At 55.0% G+C, this 15219-nt stretch carries 17 protein-coding genes and 2 tRNA genes; 10 read left to right on the forward strand and 9 right to left on the reverse strand.

From position 1 onward, the window contains the following. Nucleotides 1–100 precede the first annotated feature (100 nt). Nucleotides 101–541 carry a lactoylglutathione lyase gene (gloA, locus tag JM93_RS01260; RefSeq protein ID WP_145340259.1) on the reverse strand — a complete coding sequence of 147 codons (441 nt, stop codon included), beginning with the start codon at nt 539–541 and terminating at the stop codon, nt 101–103. A gap of 58 nt (nt 542–599) precedes the next feature. Here gloA and JM93_RS01265 point away from each other — a divergent pair, with 58 nt between their 5' ends. From JM93_RS01265 to JM93_RS01275, 3 genes are all read left to right on the forward strand, one after another. Continuing rightward, nucleotides 600–1370 carry an SIR2 family NAD-dependent protein deacylase gene (locus tag JM93_RS01265; protein WP_145340260.1) on the forward strand — a complete coding sequence of 257 codons (771 nt, stop codon included), beginning with the start codon at nt 600–602 and terminating at the stop codon, nt 1368–1370. Nucleotides 1371–1517: 147 nt separating this feature from the next. Continuing rightward, on the forward strand, nt 1518–2099 hold the full coding sequence (locus tag JM93_RS01270; RefSeq protein ID WP_145340261.1) for a cold-shock protein: 582 nt from the start codon (nt 1518–1520) through the stop codon (nt 2097–2099). 109 nt (nt 2100–2208) lie between these two features. Then, on the forward strand, nt 2209–2685 hold the full coding sequence (locus JM93_RS01275; RefSeq protein WP_208994854.1) for a DUF192 domain-containing protein: 477 nt from the start codon (nt 2209–2211) through the stop codon (nt 2683–2685). Between the two features lie 60 nt (nt 2686–2745). Here JM93_RS01275 and JM93_RS01280 read toward each other — a convergent pair whose 3' ends face one another. Beyond that, nucleotides 2746–3702 carry a class I SAM-dependent methyltransferase gene (locus JM93_RS01280; RefSeq protein ID WP_145340263.1) on the reverse strand — a complete coding sequence of 319 codons (957 nt, stop codon included), beginning with the start codon at nt 3700–3702 and terminating at the stop codon, nt 2746–2748. A 258-nt stretch (nt 3703–3960) separates the two neighbouring features. On the opposite strand from JM93_RS01280, the gene JM93_RS01285 reads away from it, so the two are divergent. Both JM93_RS01285 and JM93_RS01290 read left to right on the forward strand, forming a co-directional pair. Then, a tRNA-Pro gene (locus tag JM93_RS01285) sits at nt 3961–4037 on the forward strand. A gap of 474 nt (nt 4038–4511) precedes the next feature. Further along, on the forward strand, nt 4512–5231 hold the full coding sequence (locus JM93_RS01290; RefSeq protein WP_155197719.1) for a hypothetical protein: 720 nt from the start codon (nt 4512–4514) through the stop codon (nt 5229–5231). Here the strand turns inward: JM93_RS01290 and JM93_RS01295 are convergent. Continuing rightward, nucleotides 5197–5700 (reverse strand): hypothetical protein, encoded by a 504-nt coding sequence (locus JM93_RS01295; RefSeq protein WP_196220766.1) that lies wholly within the window; start codon nt 5698–5700, stop codon nt 5197–5199. The two genes, JM93_RS01290 and JM93_RS01295, sit on opposite strands and share 35 nt — an antisense overlap. Before the next feature lie 27 nt (nt 5701–5727). Continuing rightward, a complete protein-coding gene (locus JM93_RS01300) occupies nt 5728–5961 on the reverse strand; it encodes a hypothetical protein (RefSeq protein WP_145340265.1) in 234 nt (77 codons plus the stop codon). Nucleotides 5962–6234: 273 nt separating this feature from the next. Here JM93_RS01300 and JM93_RS01305 point away from each other — a divergent pair, with 273 nt between their 5' ends. Both JM93_RS01305 and JM93_RS01310 read left to right on the forward strand, forming a co-directional pair. Next, nucleotides 6235–6540, forward strand: a complete 306-nt coding sequence (locus JM93_RS01305; RefSeq protein WP_145340266.1) for an ETC complex I subunit — start codon at nt 6235–6237, stop codon at nt 6538–6540. Nucleotides 6541–6600: 60 nt separating this feature from the next. After that, a tRNA-Arg gene (locus tag JM93_RS01310) sits at nt 6601–6677 on the forward strand. Between the two features lie 305 nt (nt 6678–6982). Here the strand turns inward: JM93_RS01310 and JM93_RS01315 are convergent. After that, complete coding sequence (locus JM93_RS01315) at nt 6983–7234, reverse strand: hypothetical protein (RefSeq protein WP_145340267.1); 252 nt, start codon at nt 7232–7234, stop codon at nt 6983–6985. Nucleotides 7235–7449: 215 nt separating this feature from the next. On the opposite strand from JM93_RS01315, the gene JM93_RS01320 reads away from it, so the two are divergent. Then, nucleotides 7450–9408 carry an AfsR/SARP family transcriptional regulator gene (locus tag JM93_RS01320; RefSeq protein WP_170230466.1) on the forward strand — a complete coding sequence of 653 codons (1959 nt, stop codon included), beginning with the start codon at nt 7450–7452 and terminating at the stop codon, nt 9406–9408. Between the two features lies 1 nt (nt 9409). Here JM93_RS01320 and JM93_RS01325 read toward each other — a convergent pair whose 3' ends face one another. Beyond that, complete coding sequence (locus JM93_RS01325; RefSeq protein WP_145340269.1) at nt 9410–9685, reverse strand: hypothetical protein; 276 nt, start codon at nt 9683–9685, stop codon at nt 9410–9412. Nucleotides 9686–9745: 60 nt separating this feature from the next. Beyond that, nucleotides 9746–10036, reverse strand: a complete 291-nt coding sequence (locus tag JM93_RS01330) for a hypothetical protein (RefSeq protein ID WP_145340270.1) — start codon at nt 10034–10036, stop codon at nt 9746–9748. 221 nt (nt 10037–10257) lie between these two features. Between JM93_RS01330 and JM93_RS01335 the strand changes: the two genes are divergently transcribed. Continuing rightward, entirely contained in the window at nt 10258–11685 is a 1428-nt protein-coding gene (locus JM93_RS01335) for a YcaO-like family protein (protein WP_145340271.1), read from the forward strand. A gap of 252 nt (nt 11686–11937) precedes the next feature. On the opposite strand, the gene JM93_RS01340 is transcribed toward JM93_RS01335, so the two are convergent. Next, nucleotides 11938–12465, reverse strand: a complete 528-nt coding sequence (locus JM93_RS01340; RefSeq protein WP_208994855.1) for a CAP domain-containing protein — start codon at nt 12463–12465, stop codon at nt 11938–11940. A gap of 28 nt (nt 12466–12493) precedes the next feature. Further along, nucleotides 12494–13312: a phosphodiesterase gene (locus JM93_RS01345; RefSeq protein ID WP_145340272.1), complete on the reverse strand. Its 819-nt coding sequence runs from the start codon at nt 13310–13312 to the stop codon at nt 12494–12496. Between the two features lie 176 nt (nt 13313–13488). Here JM93_RS01345 and JM93_RS01350 point away from each other — a divergent pair, with 176 nt between their 5' ends. Further along, the gene (locus tag JM93_RS01350) at nt 13489–15213 is read left to right on the forward strand and encodes an ArnT family glycosyltransferase (protein WP_208994857.1); all 1725 of its coding nucleotides are present in this window, start codon (nt 13489–13491) and stop codon (nt 15211–15213) included. Nucleotides 15214–15219 lie beyond the last annotated feature (6 nt).

Consider the following 15219-nt stretch of genomic DNA (forward strand, 5'->3'; position numbering starts at 1 on the left):
GGAGGCTTATAGGCGGGATTTTATTGGGCCGCAAGTCCTCCATGAAAAAAATATTACAGGCCCGGTTGCCCGGGCCCGTATTCAGTTTGGTTTCAAGTCTCTACCAGGATCCGGTGTTCGACATGGACGCCCAAGGCTCTTTGATTTCAAGGGCTTCGCCTTTTTGCAGCAGCTCGATGGAGATGTTATCCGGCGAACGAATAAATGCCATCCGGCCGTCCCGCGGGGGCCTGTTGATGGTCACGCCATTTTCCTGAAGGCTGGCGCATAGTTCGTAGATGTTATCGACCTCATAGGCGAGGTGGCCGAAGTTACGCCCACCGTCATAGTCTTCGGGATCCCAATTGTACGTGAGTTCCAATACCGGGCTGCTGTCGGCCTTGCCTTTTTCAACATCATCAGAGCTGGCAAGAAAAATGAGCGTAAAGCGGCCGTTTTCGTTTTCGTAACGGCGGACTTCCGTCATGCCCAACTTGTTGCAATAAAAGTCCAAGGACTCGTCAAGATCCTTTACGCGGACCATGGTGTGCAAATAACGCATGGAATGCCCTTTTCAAAATGCGTTCAAATCCGGTGCGCAAGGCTAATCAAGGTTTCCCATGAATGAGATAACTGATCTGCATGATGCACATGTTTTTGTGAGATCTTTCCTGAACGCCGGGCGCGGAGATATCGTTGCATTGACTGGCGCAGGGATATCGACAAGTTCCGGCATTCCAGATTTCAGGTCTCCGGGCGGCATATGGTCCCAAATGGAGCCGATTCAATATCAGGACTTTGTTGCAAGCGAAGCCTGCCGCCTGGAAGACTGGCGCAGACGGTTTGAGATGCAGTCTTATTTCCGAAAAGCCGAACCGAACGCGGCCCATCTTGCGTTGGCGCATCTCGCCGATCTTGGGTTGCTGGATATGTTGATCACTCAAAACGTTGATGGTCTGCACCAGGCGTCGGGTATTGATGACAATGCGCTGATCGAGTTGCACGGCAATTCCACATACGCCACGTGCCTGTCATGCGGAATGCGCGCGGAATTGGACGATCAGCGTCCCTCTTGGGAGGCTGGGCATGCGCCGGTGTGTGACAGCTGCGGCGGCTTCCTGAAGGCTGCAGTTGTCAGCTTTGGCCAGATGATGCCGGAAAACGAGCTTCAGCGTGCCGCGCTTGCGGCGCAAAATGCTGCTTTGTTTGTTGTGATCGGTTCGTCTCTTGTCGTGCATCCGGCAGCGCAACTGCCGGTGCTGGCGGTGCAGGCTGGGGCTGAACTGGTCATCATCAACCGCGAATCGACTCCTCTTGATCAAGTTGCCCACACGATAATTCGCTGCCCGATTGCCGAGACATTCGCGGGTTTCGGCGCAATGCAGGGGTAATTGGGCCCACTGGCCTGTGGTTAGTTGGACAAATGCCTCTTTGCGGCATCCGTCGCGATGTTATCCTTTTGTTAGGAATCAGTTGGGTGGTGAGTCGCGTGACGGCCGATCAACTGGAGATGCGGACCAGAGATGGGGCAGTTGGCTATGGGGAGTAAATCCGCGACGGATCCCCGCGCACTAGAAACACTCACGGACGAAGTTGCCGTTGATGTTTTTGAGGTTGCGGGCACGATCAAGTGGTTTGATGTCGCCAAAGGGTATGGCTTCATCGTGCCCGATGACGGGACATCCGATATCCTTTTGCATGTCACCTGCCTCAGGCGAGACGGTTATCAGACCGCCTACGAGGGTGCACGGGTCGTCTGCGAAGTGCTCGACCGGCCGCGGGGCCTACAAGCGTTTCGGATCCTGTCCATGGACGAAACGACGGCACTGCATCCTTCCCAGTTGCCGCCCTCGCGCACCCATGTCCAAGTGGTGGCCGAAACCGGGTTTGAAACGGCAACCGTGAAGTGGTTTAACCGGGTCAAGGGCTTCGGCTTTCTGACACAGGGCGAGGGGACGGAAGACATTTTCATTCACATGGAAACGTTACGCCGTTTCGGTATTGCCGAACTTCGTCCCGGCCAGGAAGTGCTGGTGCGTTTTGGCACCGGTCCAAAGGGCCGCATGGCTGCGGAAATCCGGCCGATCGGGGCGGGTACCCATATTCCAGCATCACATTAGAAGCGCGCAAAACAGCTTTCAAAGACACGGCCGGTCAACACCGGCCTTTTTTGCGGGCGCTTCCTGGGGCATGTTAAGAAATAGTCGTCCCGCGCTCAAAGGTTTCCTCGTGCCCAGACGTTTTAAAGTTTTCTCGATCTTCTTCGCATGTTCGGGCTTTTTGTCTGCTCTGCTGCTGCATGCTCAAGCCCTGGACGTGCCGCTGCGCACCGAACAATTGGCCATCTCGACCGAAAGCGGCGAGTTGCTGTTTACGGTGGAAGTGGCCGAGAAAGACATTGAACGGTCACGCGGTTTGATGTTTCGCACAGAAATGCCATCCGATACGGGCATGCTGTTTGTGTTCGAAAGGCAGGGTCAACGGTATTTCTGGATGAAAAACACGCCGCTGCCGCTCGATATCATTTTTATCACCAATGACGGCGAGATCGTGCATATCGCAAAACAGACCACGCCCTTTTCGGAGGATATCATTCCTTCGCGGGAGCCGGCGCGCTATGTCCTGGAAATTAACGCCGGCCTATCCGATGAGCTTGGCATCAAGGCCGGTGACAAAGTCACCGGCCCGTCAATCGGCACGGAGTAGCGGCAGCTCCTACGTGCGTTGATGACCGGTCGGGGACTTGCCACGTTTGCAGCCGTGTTTCTAGTTTTTGCGTGCGACAATCGTGTTCGATACCCAAGCCCCGAAGTGTCCGATGTCACCGTCTTCCTTGATGCTCAACGGCTGGCAGCCGTGCACTTCGAGCAACTTGAAAATCGAAGACTGCGGCAGGACATGCATCTCCATGCCGGGTTTGGCGGTCTTCAAGTAGGACCGGGTCTCAAAGCTGTAGCCATCCATGTAGACCGGGATCTGAAAGATCGCCAAACCACCTGAATTCAGATTTTTAAGCAGACGATCCAGGATGTAGTGCATGATTGGCGGCGGATTATGCTGCAGAACAATCCGCGAGTAAAAGAGGTCATAGGCTGGCAAAGCATCGAGACCTGCCCGATCAACCTTCTGAAAACAGATATTGCCAATGCCGTCTTGTTTGGCCTTGCGATCAGCGATCTCAAGATGATTCGGCGAGATGTCGAGCGCATATAGCGTTTTGAACAACCTGGAAAGAAAAAGCGACGCCCGACCAACACCGCAGCCATATTCAAGCGCTGTGGGGAATTGGTCTGCGGATAGGCCGCACTCTTTGAAAATCATCGAAATGCGATCAAAATCGTGCACGCCGGTCGACCAGAACTTTTCCTCGTTGGCGGGAATGTTCTCGGAAAGATACTCATCGCTCGTAACGACAGAAAAATAGGGCTGTTCCTTGCCAAGCTGAGACCATGACCGTCCGACGTGGTCCCAGAGCTTTTCGAGGTCCTGTGCCGAAGAATCGACGTCGACAGACTGATTTGTCCGATGTTCAACAAACGAAATGGGATGATGGAACTGGCTGCCAAGCACCCGTTTGTGAAACTCTTCAGAGCGCATCACAAGAGTACGCAGCTCTTCGGTCGAGTTGCAATTCTGTCTGAAATGTTCGACAGCCTGATCTTCTGCGCTGCGTCCCAGCAGGAACTGAAAGCAGTTTTGGACATCTTCTGGTGTGATGCTCATGAGAATAACGCCTCTTTTTGTCGGGCGCTTATATCAAGACGCGGTCGCCATGTTCTGCCTTATTTATAAAAGTTGCAGGGTTTTCCCGTCTTGATTGCTGTTGCTGCGATTTAACTTTGTGCTGACGTCGGGGCGATGTTTTGAATTGCGCACGAGCAAAACCTGCTCCTGCCCATGTCCACAGGAGGACGGCATTTTCAATAGATACTCACTTGACGTGGACCAGCGGTGTCTGTAAACCGCAGCCAATCAGGACGTCGGGGTATAGCGCAGCCTGGTAGCGCATCTGGTTTGGGACCAGAGGGTCGCAAGTTCGAATCTTGCTGCCCCGACCATTTCTCACTTCGTTTACGTCCTCCATAATTTCAGTTTTCCGGTTTGCGGAAGAGCTGAGTCGGTGAAACGTGTTGTTTGTTTCCGATGCAGCACGTGGAGCTGAGGGCAATGACGCCTCTATTTTGGCCGTGCCTGTTTCCACTCTTGAAGCAATACCTGCCATCCGCAACGCTCGGTTTTTTGATTGCTGTGATTTGCCGACAGTGATGCGGCATCAACAAAATCCATTGTGAATTCTTACATTTTCCTTTTTCTTGGAAATACAACCTCAAGTACATCTTTTGCGGGAATAGTTTTGTTTTTCCTGATTTTTGTATTTATTAAGTAATGCGTACCGTTATACAGCGTAAAAAGCTTACGTAACGTCATAAAATCTCGTGCAGAAAACGGGTCGCCGTCTCCCAGCGCTTTTAAAGGCGCGCAAATTCAAGCACACTGGTTAATGTATTGTTAATCATGCGTCGGAGTGAGAGTTGCTTTCCATACGCGCGGACAACACCGGTGAGGCGACCTTGACCATTACCTCAGCCCTTGCCCTTCTCAAAAAACGGGTCGAGGCGGAAGGTCTTTTGGTCCGTGAGAGCACAGATTTCACACGGTTTGAGGATACGATCCGGGCCACGAGTGACCGGTATCTGATGGAAGACTTTTCAAGCCGGTTTTTCGATTTGCACGGCTCCATGGCGTTCTGGATCGGTGCCTGGGACAAGGCGCATACGCCGGTTTCGGTTCAGGCGGCGAAACTGGAGGATCTGCGAGACCGCAGCCTGGCAGAGCACTGGCAGCAGCAGCAAAGACGCATGTTTGTCGATCCTGCGGATATGGCCGAACTTGGTGAAGAGCATGCAGATGATGCGTTCTTTCTTCGCGGGCGGATTGTCTACCATGGCAACCTGTGGCTGCGCAGCGACATGCGCGGCAAAGGTCTGGCGGAAGCGCTGACGCAAATGGGATTTTTGGTGTCACTGCTGAAGTGGTCGCCGGATTATCTGTATGGGCTCATGGCTGCCAAGAGTGCGTTGAAGGGGTTTGGGCTTCGGGTCGGCTATCGCCGGTTTGCGCCGCGCGGGACGCACTGGGTGAGCGCACCCAAACATATCCGGCCTGATGATTGGCTGGTGTATTCCACCCGCTCAGATTTGGCAGGACTTGCCAAAACTATAGTTGCTGAAGCTGATGCAAGTCCTGGATGACACCGAAATAGGCGCAAAAACGCCGGCCTGACTGCTGGGACGGGCGCAATGTCAGGATCAGGCGTTCAAATGCGATATCAACAGATGTGCCTTGAAATTGGATGGTGGTTCTAGCGTAGCCATAATATGGCCGTCCGGCCAGCGCGCATCTGTAGCCGTCCGCCGAGGCGTATTCCAAATCCGGGTCGGGCGTACGCAGCGCTTGACCCTGCTGCAAGGCCCAATCGTCACCAAACAACAGGCGCTGGCTAGACCGCCGTCCAACGTAGAAAATCGGTGGAGGTCCAAAGCCCTCCAACTGGTCCGAGCACAGGCTCAGATAGGGCATATGCTCACGCAACTTTTCAGTTACGATGCCGGATTCAGACATCATGCTCTCATAGAACGCGGACAGTTGAGGGTCCGCAAGGCCCTTGTCGATCGCTTGCGTTCCGAGTTCTGTGAAGACGGGGCGCGTTACATTGAGCACTTTGATGTCGGATCCTTCGCGGATTGGTTACTTTTTAAACGCCTGTATCAGGAGTTCGATGATATCGCAGAATTCCTCACAGGTCTCGCTGGACAACTTGTGAACGTTATCAACTTCATAATCCATTGCGAGAATCATATCCCACATCTCGGTAAGATTGTGGCGGTCGACCTGTTTTTTGAGATGTGTGGCGCGGCTGCATACCGGTTTGATGTGCTCGTGCACATATTCCGCGCGGGTAGAAGTGGAAAGGTGGTTCATGGACCGCTCTCTTATCGTCCTTGTCTGACCTTTGCGGCTCGCAGACAAGCCGGGTACGTTTCTTAACACGATTTAGACAAGTCGCATGTCACATCTAAGGTTGTATAGATGTAGGAATTATCACTCGTATTTATATCAATAATTGAGCGCATCAGGATGCAATGCGATTGGAAGGGGCTGAGGTTGCTTCCTGGTGAAAACAGCAAAAGCCATAGACCGTTGCCGCAGGTTTTGATAAACACCGACCAACCGAAATGAACAAGGACGTGCTGAATGGTTGCGCGCATCTATCGCCCTGCGAAAACCGCAATGCAGTCAGGCAAAGCAAAAACCGAACGCTGGGTGCTCGACTATGAGCCGGAGAAGCCGCGGTCGGTCGAGCCGTTGATGGGATACACTTCCTCATCGGATATGAAACAGCAAGTTCGACTGTTTTTCGATACAAAAGAAGAGGCGGTCGAATATGCGCGCCGCAACAAGATCCCGCACAGGGTCGAGCATGCGCATGAGCGGAAGGTGCGCGGAGCAGCCTATTCTGACAATTTCAAGTTTGACCGCATGACGCCATGGACGCACTAAGCGCTGCGGATTATACGATGCGCAGTCCGGTTTCGTGACACAAACGTTAAATCACCTTTAGGCCCCGTAGCTCAGTTGGATAGAGCACTCGCCTTCTAAGCGAATGGTCGCAGGTTCGAATCCTGCCGGGGTCGCCACTTCTGCAGCAGATCCAACTTCAGGACATGCTTCCGCAATAGGACTATGACCAAGCTGGCCGACAGCGCATTTGAGGCCAGCTGGATGATGCGAAATGCCGGTTCGGCCGGCGCTGTGCGGATGCAGGGGATGGGCGTTTATTGCAGGCGTTGACTGCAGTATTAGCGCATAAGCAAAAAATGCCCGGGAAGGGGAGTCCCGGGCAAGTTGCAGCTGACTGGAAAACGAGGATCCGATGGAGCGTAGGGTGCGCTCCATGGTAGTGGTTTAAATTGTTGAATTTATTATCTTTTTAGTTCAGCGCTTAGGGCTGGTTGGCCACGTATTCCTTTTCGCCCGGAATCGGCAGGCGCGTAACCTTGGCCTTCAAGAGCTGGTTCATCTCTTCAGAGTCTTCTTCTAGAGCGCTCAGGGCCATATCGAGAAAGTAAGCGCAAAATGCGCGGCCATCTTTCTCTGCCTCGCGTTTTGTGAAATAAATCATGCGCTTAAGGGAGTCGCGCTCCAGCTCTTCACTGACAGCCTCATGCAAATCGCGATCAGTTGCTTTAGACATTTGAATACCCACCATCCTAGTTGCTCAAACCCACATTTCAGAGGGTCGACTTTAGCGGAGCTTGAGTTTAACCCGTGATACAACCGTGATATTGTTCCGTTAACGGCACTCTGCCGGGACCGCGCTAGGGATTACATATGGTCACAGACGCGCAAAGAAAGCCAGATCGTTCAACGGTGTTGGATGATGAATTGTTAAAACTGCGGAGTATGGGGGTGCCGCAGCTTTTGACGGCAGACGGCAAACCAATTCCGGTAAAAACACGGAAAGCCTTCGCGATTCTCGTGTTTATTTTACGCGCGCCCGCCCGGACCGTGACGCGCGATTTGCTTGCTGACACATTTTGGAGCGGTGCAGAGCGTGAAAAGGCGGTTCAGTCCCTGCGCCAGGCCCTTCGTCAGATCCGGGTGGCGCTGGAGCCGGCGGGAGCGGACGTGCTTGTGACCAGGTCGGGCACGACCTCCATTCAAGACATTGCGCTTTCTTTCGACCTGGAAGAGATCGAACGTTGTGTGGGACGTGGCGCTGCCGAAGACTATGACATGGCCGCCGAGCTGTGGCTTGGCGAGTTCCTGTACGGGTTCGAGGGCATTGATTCGCAATTTGACGCCTGGCTGTTGGTCGAACGGGAAGGCATCCAAGCCGCCACCGTCTCGAAAGTCTTGAAGCAAATCGAGTACGCGGCGCTGCCGGATAATTCGGCCAAAGTCGAAGCGGCATGCAGGTTCCTCCTGAAGATTGACCGGGCAAATGAAACCGCGCATCGGATCTTGATCAAACTGTATTTGGCGCAGGGGCACAGAGAGCGGGCGGTTCAGCAGTTTCAAACCTGTGAAAAGGACCTGATGACGCTTCTGGAGGTGGAGCCGGACGACGAAACCCGTGCGATCCTTGAGGAGACCAGCTATCTGCCGTCAACCCAGAAACTGGGTTTTCCGCAAACTCAACTCACGCGCCAGACCGATTATCGGCCTGCGCAGGTCGAGGACGAGATCAGACTACCTGAGATCCATCTGTTTTCTTTGATGTCTCGCACACCTTCCGACAACAGTGGGCGCGTTTTACGGGACGAGATCGCAGCAGGCCTTTCCGCCTACCGGTCTTTCGAGCTCTATCAGGCCGAGTATCAGGACGACCGGTCGGGGCATGACGTCATGCGGGTTGACGGGAGTGAACTTGGAAGTTTCCTGCTCCGTTGCCGCGAAGACGACCAGCAAAACAAGCTGTATGTTCAGTTTGAGGATCGATCGAACGGCAGAATCGTTTTCAATGAGATCATAAATTTTGGTGCGGGCTTTGACGAACAAATCGCGGTTGATACAGCTGTTCAGGTCGTCAGCCGGGTGCATTCGAATGTGATTGAACGGCTGCGGCGGAAAGGCGGTGAAACGCCTTTTGCTAAGTGGTGCCAGGCGGAGTCTTATCTTTGGCAATTCGCGCCGACGGCAGACGCAAAGGCGCTTGAGTTGCTGAATGAGATCGAGCGGAAAAACCCACAGTTTTCAATGACATATGCAGGTTACGCGTCAATCGGTATGAAGCAAATGCTTTACTATCCGAGCGAAACCCGCGGGACTGAAAAACGGCTCGACGAGATCTATTCTGCAGCCGAAAAGGCTGTCAATCTGGATCCTTGGCAACCGGTCAACCAGCGCCTGCACGGATGGTCCCTGATTCACAACGGTATCGCCGATGATTCAAGGAGAGCCTTTGAGCAGGCCGCGCGTCTTAATCCGCGTGATCCTGCAAACCTGATGTCCGTTGCCGAAGGGCTTGCATTTGTTGGCGACAATTCAGCGGCCCGCAACTATGCCGAGAAAGCCTACAACCTGTTCCCGACAATCCCGCGTGTTTTTTATGAATATCTTGCCAACATCAGCTTCGCGGCGGGTCACTTTGAAGACGCGGTGCTGAATATGGAGCGCGCGCCATCTGGCAGTATATACGGGTTAACAACGCGAATTGCAGCCCTCGTGTGTATGGGTCGCGAGGCGGAAGCGCGTGATGTCCTTGAGGCATATCAAACACGGTTCGATGAACTGTCCGGCTTTCAAAGCATAAAAACACCTGACCAGATGGGCTGGTATCAGATGATCAATTTCTTCCAGAATAAAAAAACGCGAGACAATTACCGGCGAGGCGCTGAAATGGTGCGCGCTTATCTGGGCAACTGAACTACTGAATGGTCGCTGCGACACTTGCCAGATATTCAGGGTCCTGGTTGGCGAGTTTCGTCTTGTTGAGGCGATACGGCAGGACGGCTATTTTCTGGTCTGCCTCGCTTACAACTTCGAACGAAAACAAATCCTTTGTGACGCCTGGAAGAATGCCGTTCAAGGCCGCTTTCGGGTCATCTTGCAGGCGCGAACGTGTTTGTTCGTCTACTGCGGCCTGCGCCAGCAAACGGCCGAGGTCAGCCACTTTGTCTTTGCGGTAGGGAAATCTTGCCATGTTTTCCTCACGGGCTCTGGTCATCCGCGGTGCGGATGACCATCAAGCAACTCCAACGGCTTATTGCGGGACGTCTTCGTAAAGACATGCACCCAAAGCCTGGCGGCCAAGTTCCTCAAAGTAGGCTTCGTCTTCTGCGGCAACACGTGCAGCGTCGATGTTTGCCGGAATGACCAGGTGCACTGTGTCCGCGGTGTCAGCCAGAATTGTCAGGTCAGACTTTGCGCCCAGAGCGGCCAGAGTGGTGCCGGGATCCTTTACAAGGTCTGCGCGTTTTTCGGAATCTTGTAGCAGGGCGCCGAGTTTCGCTCCAAGGTCCAAGGCGTGATCTGAAGAAATCGAACGTGTCATTTTGCCGTCTCCTGCGTTAAGTAGTGGTACTTTTCTTTCTAATCTTCCGCCACCCAAGAAGCGAAAGAAGAAGTAAAAGTGAAGAATTTAATCAATTCGCTCCGAGTGAGCGTTTAAACTGATTGATTTTTATCTTTCATCTATTCACGGATTGGGCAATGTTTGGTTTTCGATTCTTGGTGTGGGCAACTAATAGTTGATATCGGTGGGCGTTTATAAAAATGAGTAAAGTAACTTTGGGCGAAATTGCGCAGCATTTCGGGTTGGAGGGACCCGGTAGACCGTTCGTAGTCAAGCCAGATGCAGACCTGTCAGAGCCTGTGCAAGATCTCGTGCGAGCGGGAATATTGTCGCTGCGGAATGGGGGGCTGATACCCGCGCATGATGTCTCCCCCGCAGACCTGGCACTGTTCGCGCCCATGGTCGATCTCGTCAGGCCGAAGCTCAGACATCTGGCGCAGGAACAAAGTCCCTGGGCATTTTGCACAGCGATGGCCACTCCCTATGCCGGAAAGGTGTGCGGTGAGGGGGGGAGCCACAGGACGATTGCTGCGGGCGGTCAAGGGGAAAGTGCCGGCCATGCAGTGCTTGCCTGCCTTGGTGAACTTTCAGAAAGACTTAGCTTTTTTCTCATGGGTGAAGACAACAGAGTGTCGAAAGACTGCAGCGGATTGCCCGATCTGGCGCTTGGCCCGGTGCTTGGTTTCAGTGCGCGTCAGGAAATGGAGCTGGCCCGGCGCCACGCGGTGCTCAGGCAGGCTTTCGACGGCAACCTGATCGATTGGAACAAGCTGAGCCGACGGAGGGTCATTGCGAAGAACGTGACCCTGGGTGGCCGTGCGGCTGTGCCGTCAATGGGCGTTTTTTTTGGCGAGGCTCCGGCAGCCGGTGTGCCTGTTCGGGGGCTGGCCTCGACGGTCGGAGCTGCCGTTTGGGGGAGTTTTGAGGGGGCTGTCGAGCGTGCAATTTACGAGGCTATCGAGCGCGATGCCGTCGCCATGGCTTGGTACAACCGCCTGGGGATAACCTCTCTTGAAATGGGGGGTTATCCACAGGCTGAACATGAAAAAAAATTAAGTTGGCTCGAAAACCGAAGCCGTCAGACCCGGTTTTTCAGGGTCGAAAGTGATCTTCCGGTGCACGTGGTGTGTGCAATATCGGCAAACTCCGATGGGTATTGGGGAGCATTTGGTGCTGCGGCATCCGGCAGGCTTGGTGATGCTGTTGCCGCCGCAGCGCGCGAGATGCTCCAGTGCGAGCAATCCTTAAAGATGGCCGCGCGGTCTCATGACAAGGGACACTTGGATGCAAAAGAACCAATTGCGCTCAAATATGCGCGCTATACGCGTATTTTTGACGATCTCAGATTAAGTGGGGTGCCCAGGGCGCCAGAAGCGCTTTTCGATCAATCCTATTCATTTGAAGATCTTTTGGAGGCCTGCCGCGCCAAATCGATCGCGCTCTGGGCCTGCGATATCACCCACCCGGCGTTCAAGATTCCAGCGATCAAAGTACTGTCGCCGCAGCTGTGCACCTGGCAAGCTCGGTTTGGCAAGCGGCGGCTTTTTGAGACACCCGTCGCGCTTGGCTGGCGGGGAAAACCGGCTGAGGAAGACACTTTTGAAGAGCGGGTATCCTTTCCATTCTGAGGGGATCCAAAGCCAATATCCGCCTGTCCTTCTATGGCGTTTCGTTCAGAATTCAGTTTGACAACGGCGCGAAGGCGAGGTTACAAAATACTTGAGAATAAAACTCAAGTTATTGAGCGGCCTTCTCACTGGCGATTGCCACCCCCCTCAAGGGGTCTCTGGAAACGACTTGAGGCGGGAATTTCCCGCCTCCTTTTCGTTTGGCTGCATGCTGTCTGGCAGAGACCGGGCGCACGGAGTTGGAGAATTGAGTTAAAGAACGGGGCGGCCGTCCTCAAAAGGGCGCGATAGGGTCATCACCCAAAAATTCCGCCATTTGCCGTCAGACCGATTGACGCGCGCAATGCCGACCCGCGTCACATAGGGGTTCAGCAGGTTTTTGTTATGACCGGGTGAGCCTTGCCAGCCTTCAAACGCGGCGGACAGGCTTGAATAGCCCGAGCCGAGATTTTCAGCTCCGGCATAATTTGCGTATCCGGCCTTATCCAGCCGTTGCGAAAGACCAAAGGCGCTGTGTTGCCAAGTGTCCATACTGTCACGTTCGGCAATGTGCCGCGCCATGTCCGCGGACACCTCGTTCAAGCGCGTATCGAGAATGAGGCCGGTTTGGCCGTTGTTCCGGCGATAGGCATTCAGCATTGCCAGCATGGCCTGTTCATCAACCGACACACGTTCGATGACGGTTTCGGAGGTGATGTCCTTGCCGCCGCCAGGCAACGCGCTGCAGCCGGTCAGCATCAGGAAAATCACAAGCGGCAAGTGGGAAAGGCATGTTTTCAAGGGAAATGAACTCCGCAGGAGTGTGGTTTTACGGTCTTTCGTCGCCAGGCCATACAATCCCTTCATCGGCAAAGAAGTCACAGGGCCCATCAAACGCTTCGACATAGGCGGTATGGGTTACAACGTGGCCATCTTCGGGCATGTCGTGCAAAAAATAGGCCGGGGGTTCAAAATTGAACATTGCAGGCCCGTCGGCGGTCAGATCAAGCGCAACCTGATGACATGTGCTTGGTGCCAGGGTCATGATCGTTCCTGCAAACTCGGTAATGATCGGACGATGGACATGACCGCACAGAATGCGTTTGACCTGTGTCTTGCCCTTCAGCACAGCGGACAATTCGGCGGAATCGCGCAGACCCATGGCATCCATGTGTTTGATGCCGGTCTGGGCCGGTGGATGGTGAAGGGCAATCAATACCAGCTTGCGGGTCTGCTCAAGCTGTGCTTGGCCGATGTGACCGGTCGGCCGGCCCGGATCATGGCTGTCCAGAACAATCATACGCAACCCGCCAATGTCTGCTGCGTACCAGAGTTTTTCGCCGTCCGCACTCTGGACCCCCGGAAAGTCTGTAAGGTTGGTGCGCATACCCTCGGTGCTGTCATGATTGCCCGGTAGAACGTAGACCGGCATTGGCAGCATCTTTAAGAGCCGCCGTGCAACGGCATATTCCCGCGGGTCGTCCCGATCCGTCAGGTCGCCGGTCACCACAACAGCGTTTGGGCGCGGAGTGAGTGCGCACAGCGCTTTAATGGCACGTTCTGCCAGCATGTTGGTGTCGCTGACCCGGTAACAGGGCAAGCCGCGCGGGCGCAAATGCAAATCAGTGATATGGGCAATCAGGGTCATGATGGATCCGGAGTGTCGGGGCGGATAAGGATTTTGCCGCGCACACGATAAAGAAGCGGGCATCGGGGGCAAGCTCCGGTTTCCCTTTTCGAAATCCTCATGTAGGAGAAGCAGCGCAGGGACGTGTTTTTTCCGCCAGCCGGTGTGTCTTTGCGCGAACGAATATGTGGACGCCCATGACTTTAACATCCGAACCGGACGCACAACAGCAAACCCCGCCTGCACCCGCACGCAAGCCCTTGTGGCTCAAGATATTCGGGCATGATGTGTCCGCACCGCTGTTTTTGCTGGTGCTGGCGCTTTTGTTGTTTGTGCCCGGTCAATGGACCGTGCCGCCACTGGACCGGGACGAACCGCGCTTTACCCAGGCCACCAAGCAGATGCTTGAGACCGGTGATTATGTCGACATCCGGTTTCAGGACGAGGCGCGGCACAAGAAGCCGGTCGGCATTTACTGGCTGCAGGCCGCGGCTGCAAAACTCACTGGCAAAGGCGCGGAGGCGCCTCTTTGGGTATACCGCCTGCCGTCCATCATTGGGGCAACGCTGGCCGTGCTGGCGACGTTTTGGCTGGCGAGGGCGTTCATGGGGCCGGCCGGAGCGCTGGTTGCGGGCATGTTTGTTGCCAGCGCGATCATTCTTGGTGTCGAAGCGCGCTTGGCAAAGACCGACGCCATGCTCTTCTTCACAATCGTGCTTGCACAAGGGGCGTTGGCGCGGATCTGGCTGAGGCGGACCGGCACGCGCATGTGGGGCATGGCGTTCGTGTTTTGGACGGCGCTGGCAGGCAGCGTACTGATCAAAGGGCCGGTCGGCCCGATGGTTATCGGGTTGACGGTGGTGCTTTTGTTTGCCCTGGAACGCAAGGTCACTTGGTTCAAGAGCGCAGCGCCGCTTGTCGGTTTTATCTGGTTTGTGCTTCTGGTTCTGCCCTGGTTTGCCGCAATCTGGATCGCAACGGACGGTACCTTTTTTACCGAAGCCATCGGCCAGGATCTGCTCGGCAAGGTTCGGGAAGGCCAGGAAAGCCATGGCGCTCCACCGTTGACGCATCTGGGCGCCATGTTCGGTGTGTTCTGGCCTCTTCCGGCGTTTTTCCTGATCAGCCTGCCTTTGATCTGGTCTGAGCGTAAAAGTCCGCTGGTGGTGTTTTGCTTTGCCTGGTTTGTGCCGTCCTGGATCATTTTCGAAATGGTCGCGACCAAACTGCCGCATTACACCATGCCCCTGCTGCCTGCCCTGGTTTTGCCGGTGGCTGCTGCATTGGTGGACGGCGCCGGCGGGCAGGTCAGGCCCTGGCTGCGTTGGGTCGCTGCCATTTTGCTCGCGGTTCCGGTGATCGGGGTCGCTGCAGCGGCCTTTGGCGGGCCGTTTTTCCTTGGAAACTGGCCGTCGCCGCCGGGCACGGTTCTGTGCGCGTTTGCAGTCGTACTGGCACTTGCTGCCGCCACCCGGATCGTCCGTGCGGAACCGCTCAAGGCGCTATCTCCCTCCGTTGGCGCAGCCATACTCACGGCTGTCGGGGTCTGGGGGTTTGTCGGCCCGGCACTCACCGGCATATGGATCAGCCCGCGTCTTGTGGCCGCGATGGATGCCATACCCGGATGCCAAGACCGATCGGTTGTAACAGCCGGTTTTCATGAGCCGAGCTTCATTTTTCTCGAAGGAACCCATACCAAGATCCTCCCCCCTGCGCAGGCCGCCGAATTTCTGGCGCAAACCGGCCCGGGCTGCCGTATTGCGGCCATAGAAAGCCGCGAAGAGGGCGCCTTTCTTGAAGCCGCAAAGGCGATTGGGCTTGTGCCGGTCGCCGTAAGCAGGGTAGACGGCCTCAACATCAACGGCGGTGACGAAACGGACATCGGTCTTTACCGCGCGGGCGGGGCGTCGAGCGAGCGTTAAGTGATG

The sequence above is a fragment of the Roseibium hamelinense genome (assembly GCF_007830545.1).
Lineage (GTDB): Bacteria > Pseudomonadota > Alphaproteobacteria > Rhizobiales > Stappiaceae > Roseibium > Roseibium hamelinense.

What these genes read in the sequence shown, in the direction of transcription:
- JM93_RS01265 (WP_145340260.1), top strand. Translation starts at nt 600, where the DNA reads ATGAATGAGATAACTGATCTGCATGATGCACATGTTTTTGTGAGATCT.
- JM93_RS01345 (WP_145340272.1), bottom strand. Translation starts at nt 13,312, where the DNA reads ATGACCCTGATTGCCCATATCACTGATTTGCATTTGCGCCCGCGCGGC.
- JM93_RS01325 (WP_145340269.1), bottom strand. Translation starts at nt 9,685, where the DNA reads ATGGCAAGATTTCCCTACCGCAAAGACAAAGTGGCTGACCTCGGCCGT.
- JM93_RS01280 (WP_145340263.1), bottom strand. Translation starts at nt 3,702, where the DNA reads ATGAGCATCACACCAGAAGATGTCCAAAACTGCTTTCAGTTCCTGCTG.
- gloA (WP_145340259.1), bottom strand. Translation starts at nt 541, where the DNA reads ATGCGTTATTTGCACACCATGGTCCGCGTAAAGGATCTTGACGAGTCC.
- JM93_RS01350 (WP_208994857.1), top strand. Translation starts at nt 13,489, where the DNA reads ATGACTTTAACATCCGAACCGGACGCACAACAGCAAACCCCGCCTGCA.
- JM93_RS01300 (WP_145340265.1), bottom strand. Translation starts at nt 5,961, where the DNA reads ATGAACCACCTTTCCACTTCTACCCGCGCGGAATATGTGCACGAGCAC.
- JM93_RS01305 (WP_145340266.1), top strand. Translation starts at nt 6,235, where the DNA reads ATGGTTGCGCGCATCTATCGCCCTGCGAAAACCGCAATGCAGTCAGGC.
- JM93_RS01330 (WP_145340270.1), bottom strand. Translation starts at nt 10,036, where the DNA reads ATGACACGTTCGATTTCTTCAGATCACGCCTTGGACCTTGGAGCGAAA.
- JM93_RS01335 (WP_145340271.1), top strand. Translation starts at nt 10,258, where the DNA reads ATGAGTAAAGTAACTTTGGGCGAAATTGCGCAGCATTTCGGGTTGGAG.
- JM93_RS01270 (WP_145340261.1), top strand. Translation starts at nt 1,518, where the DNA reads ATGGGGAGTAAATCCGCGACGGATCCCCGCGCACTAGAAACACTCACG.
- JM93_RS01315 (WP_145340267.1), bottom strand. Translation starts at nt 7,234, where the DNA reads ATGTCTAAAGCAACTGATCGCGATTTGCATGAGGCTGTCAGTGAAGAG.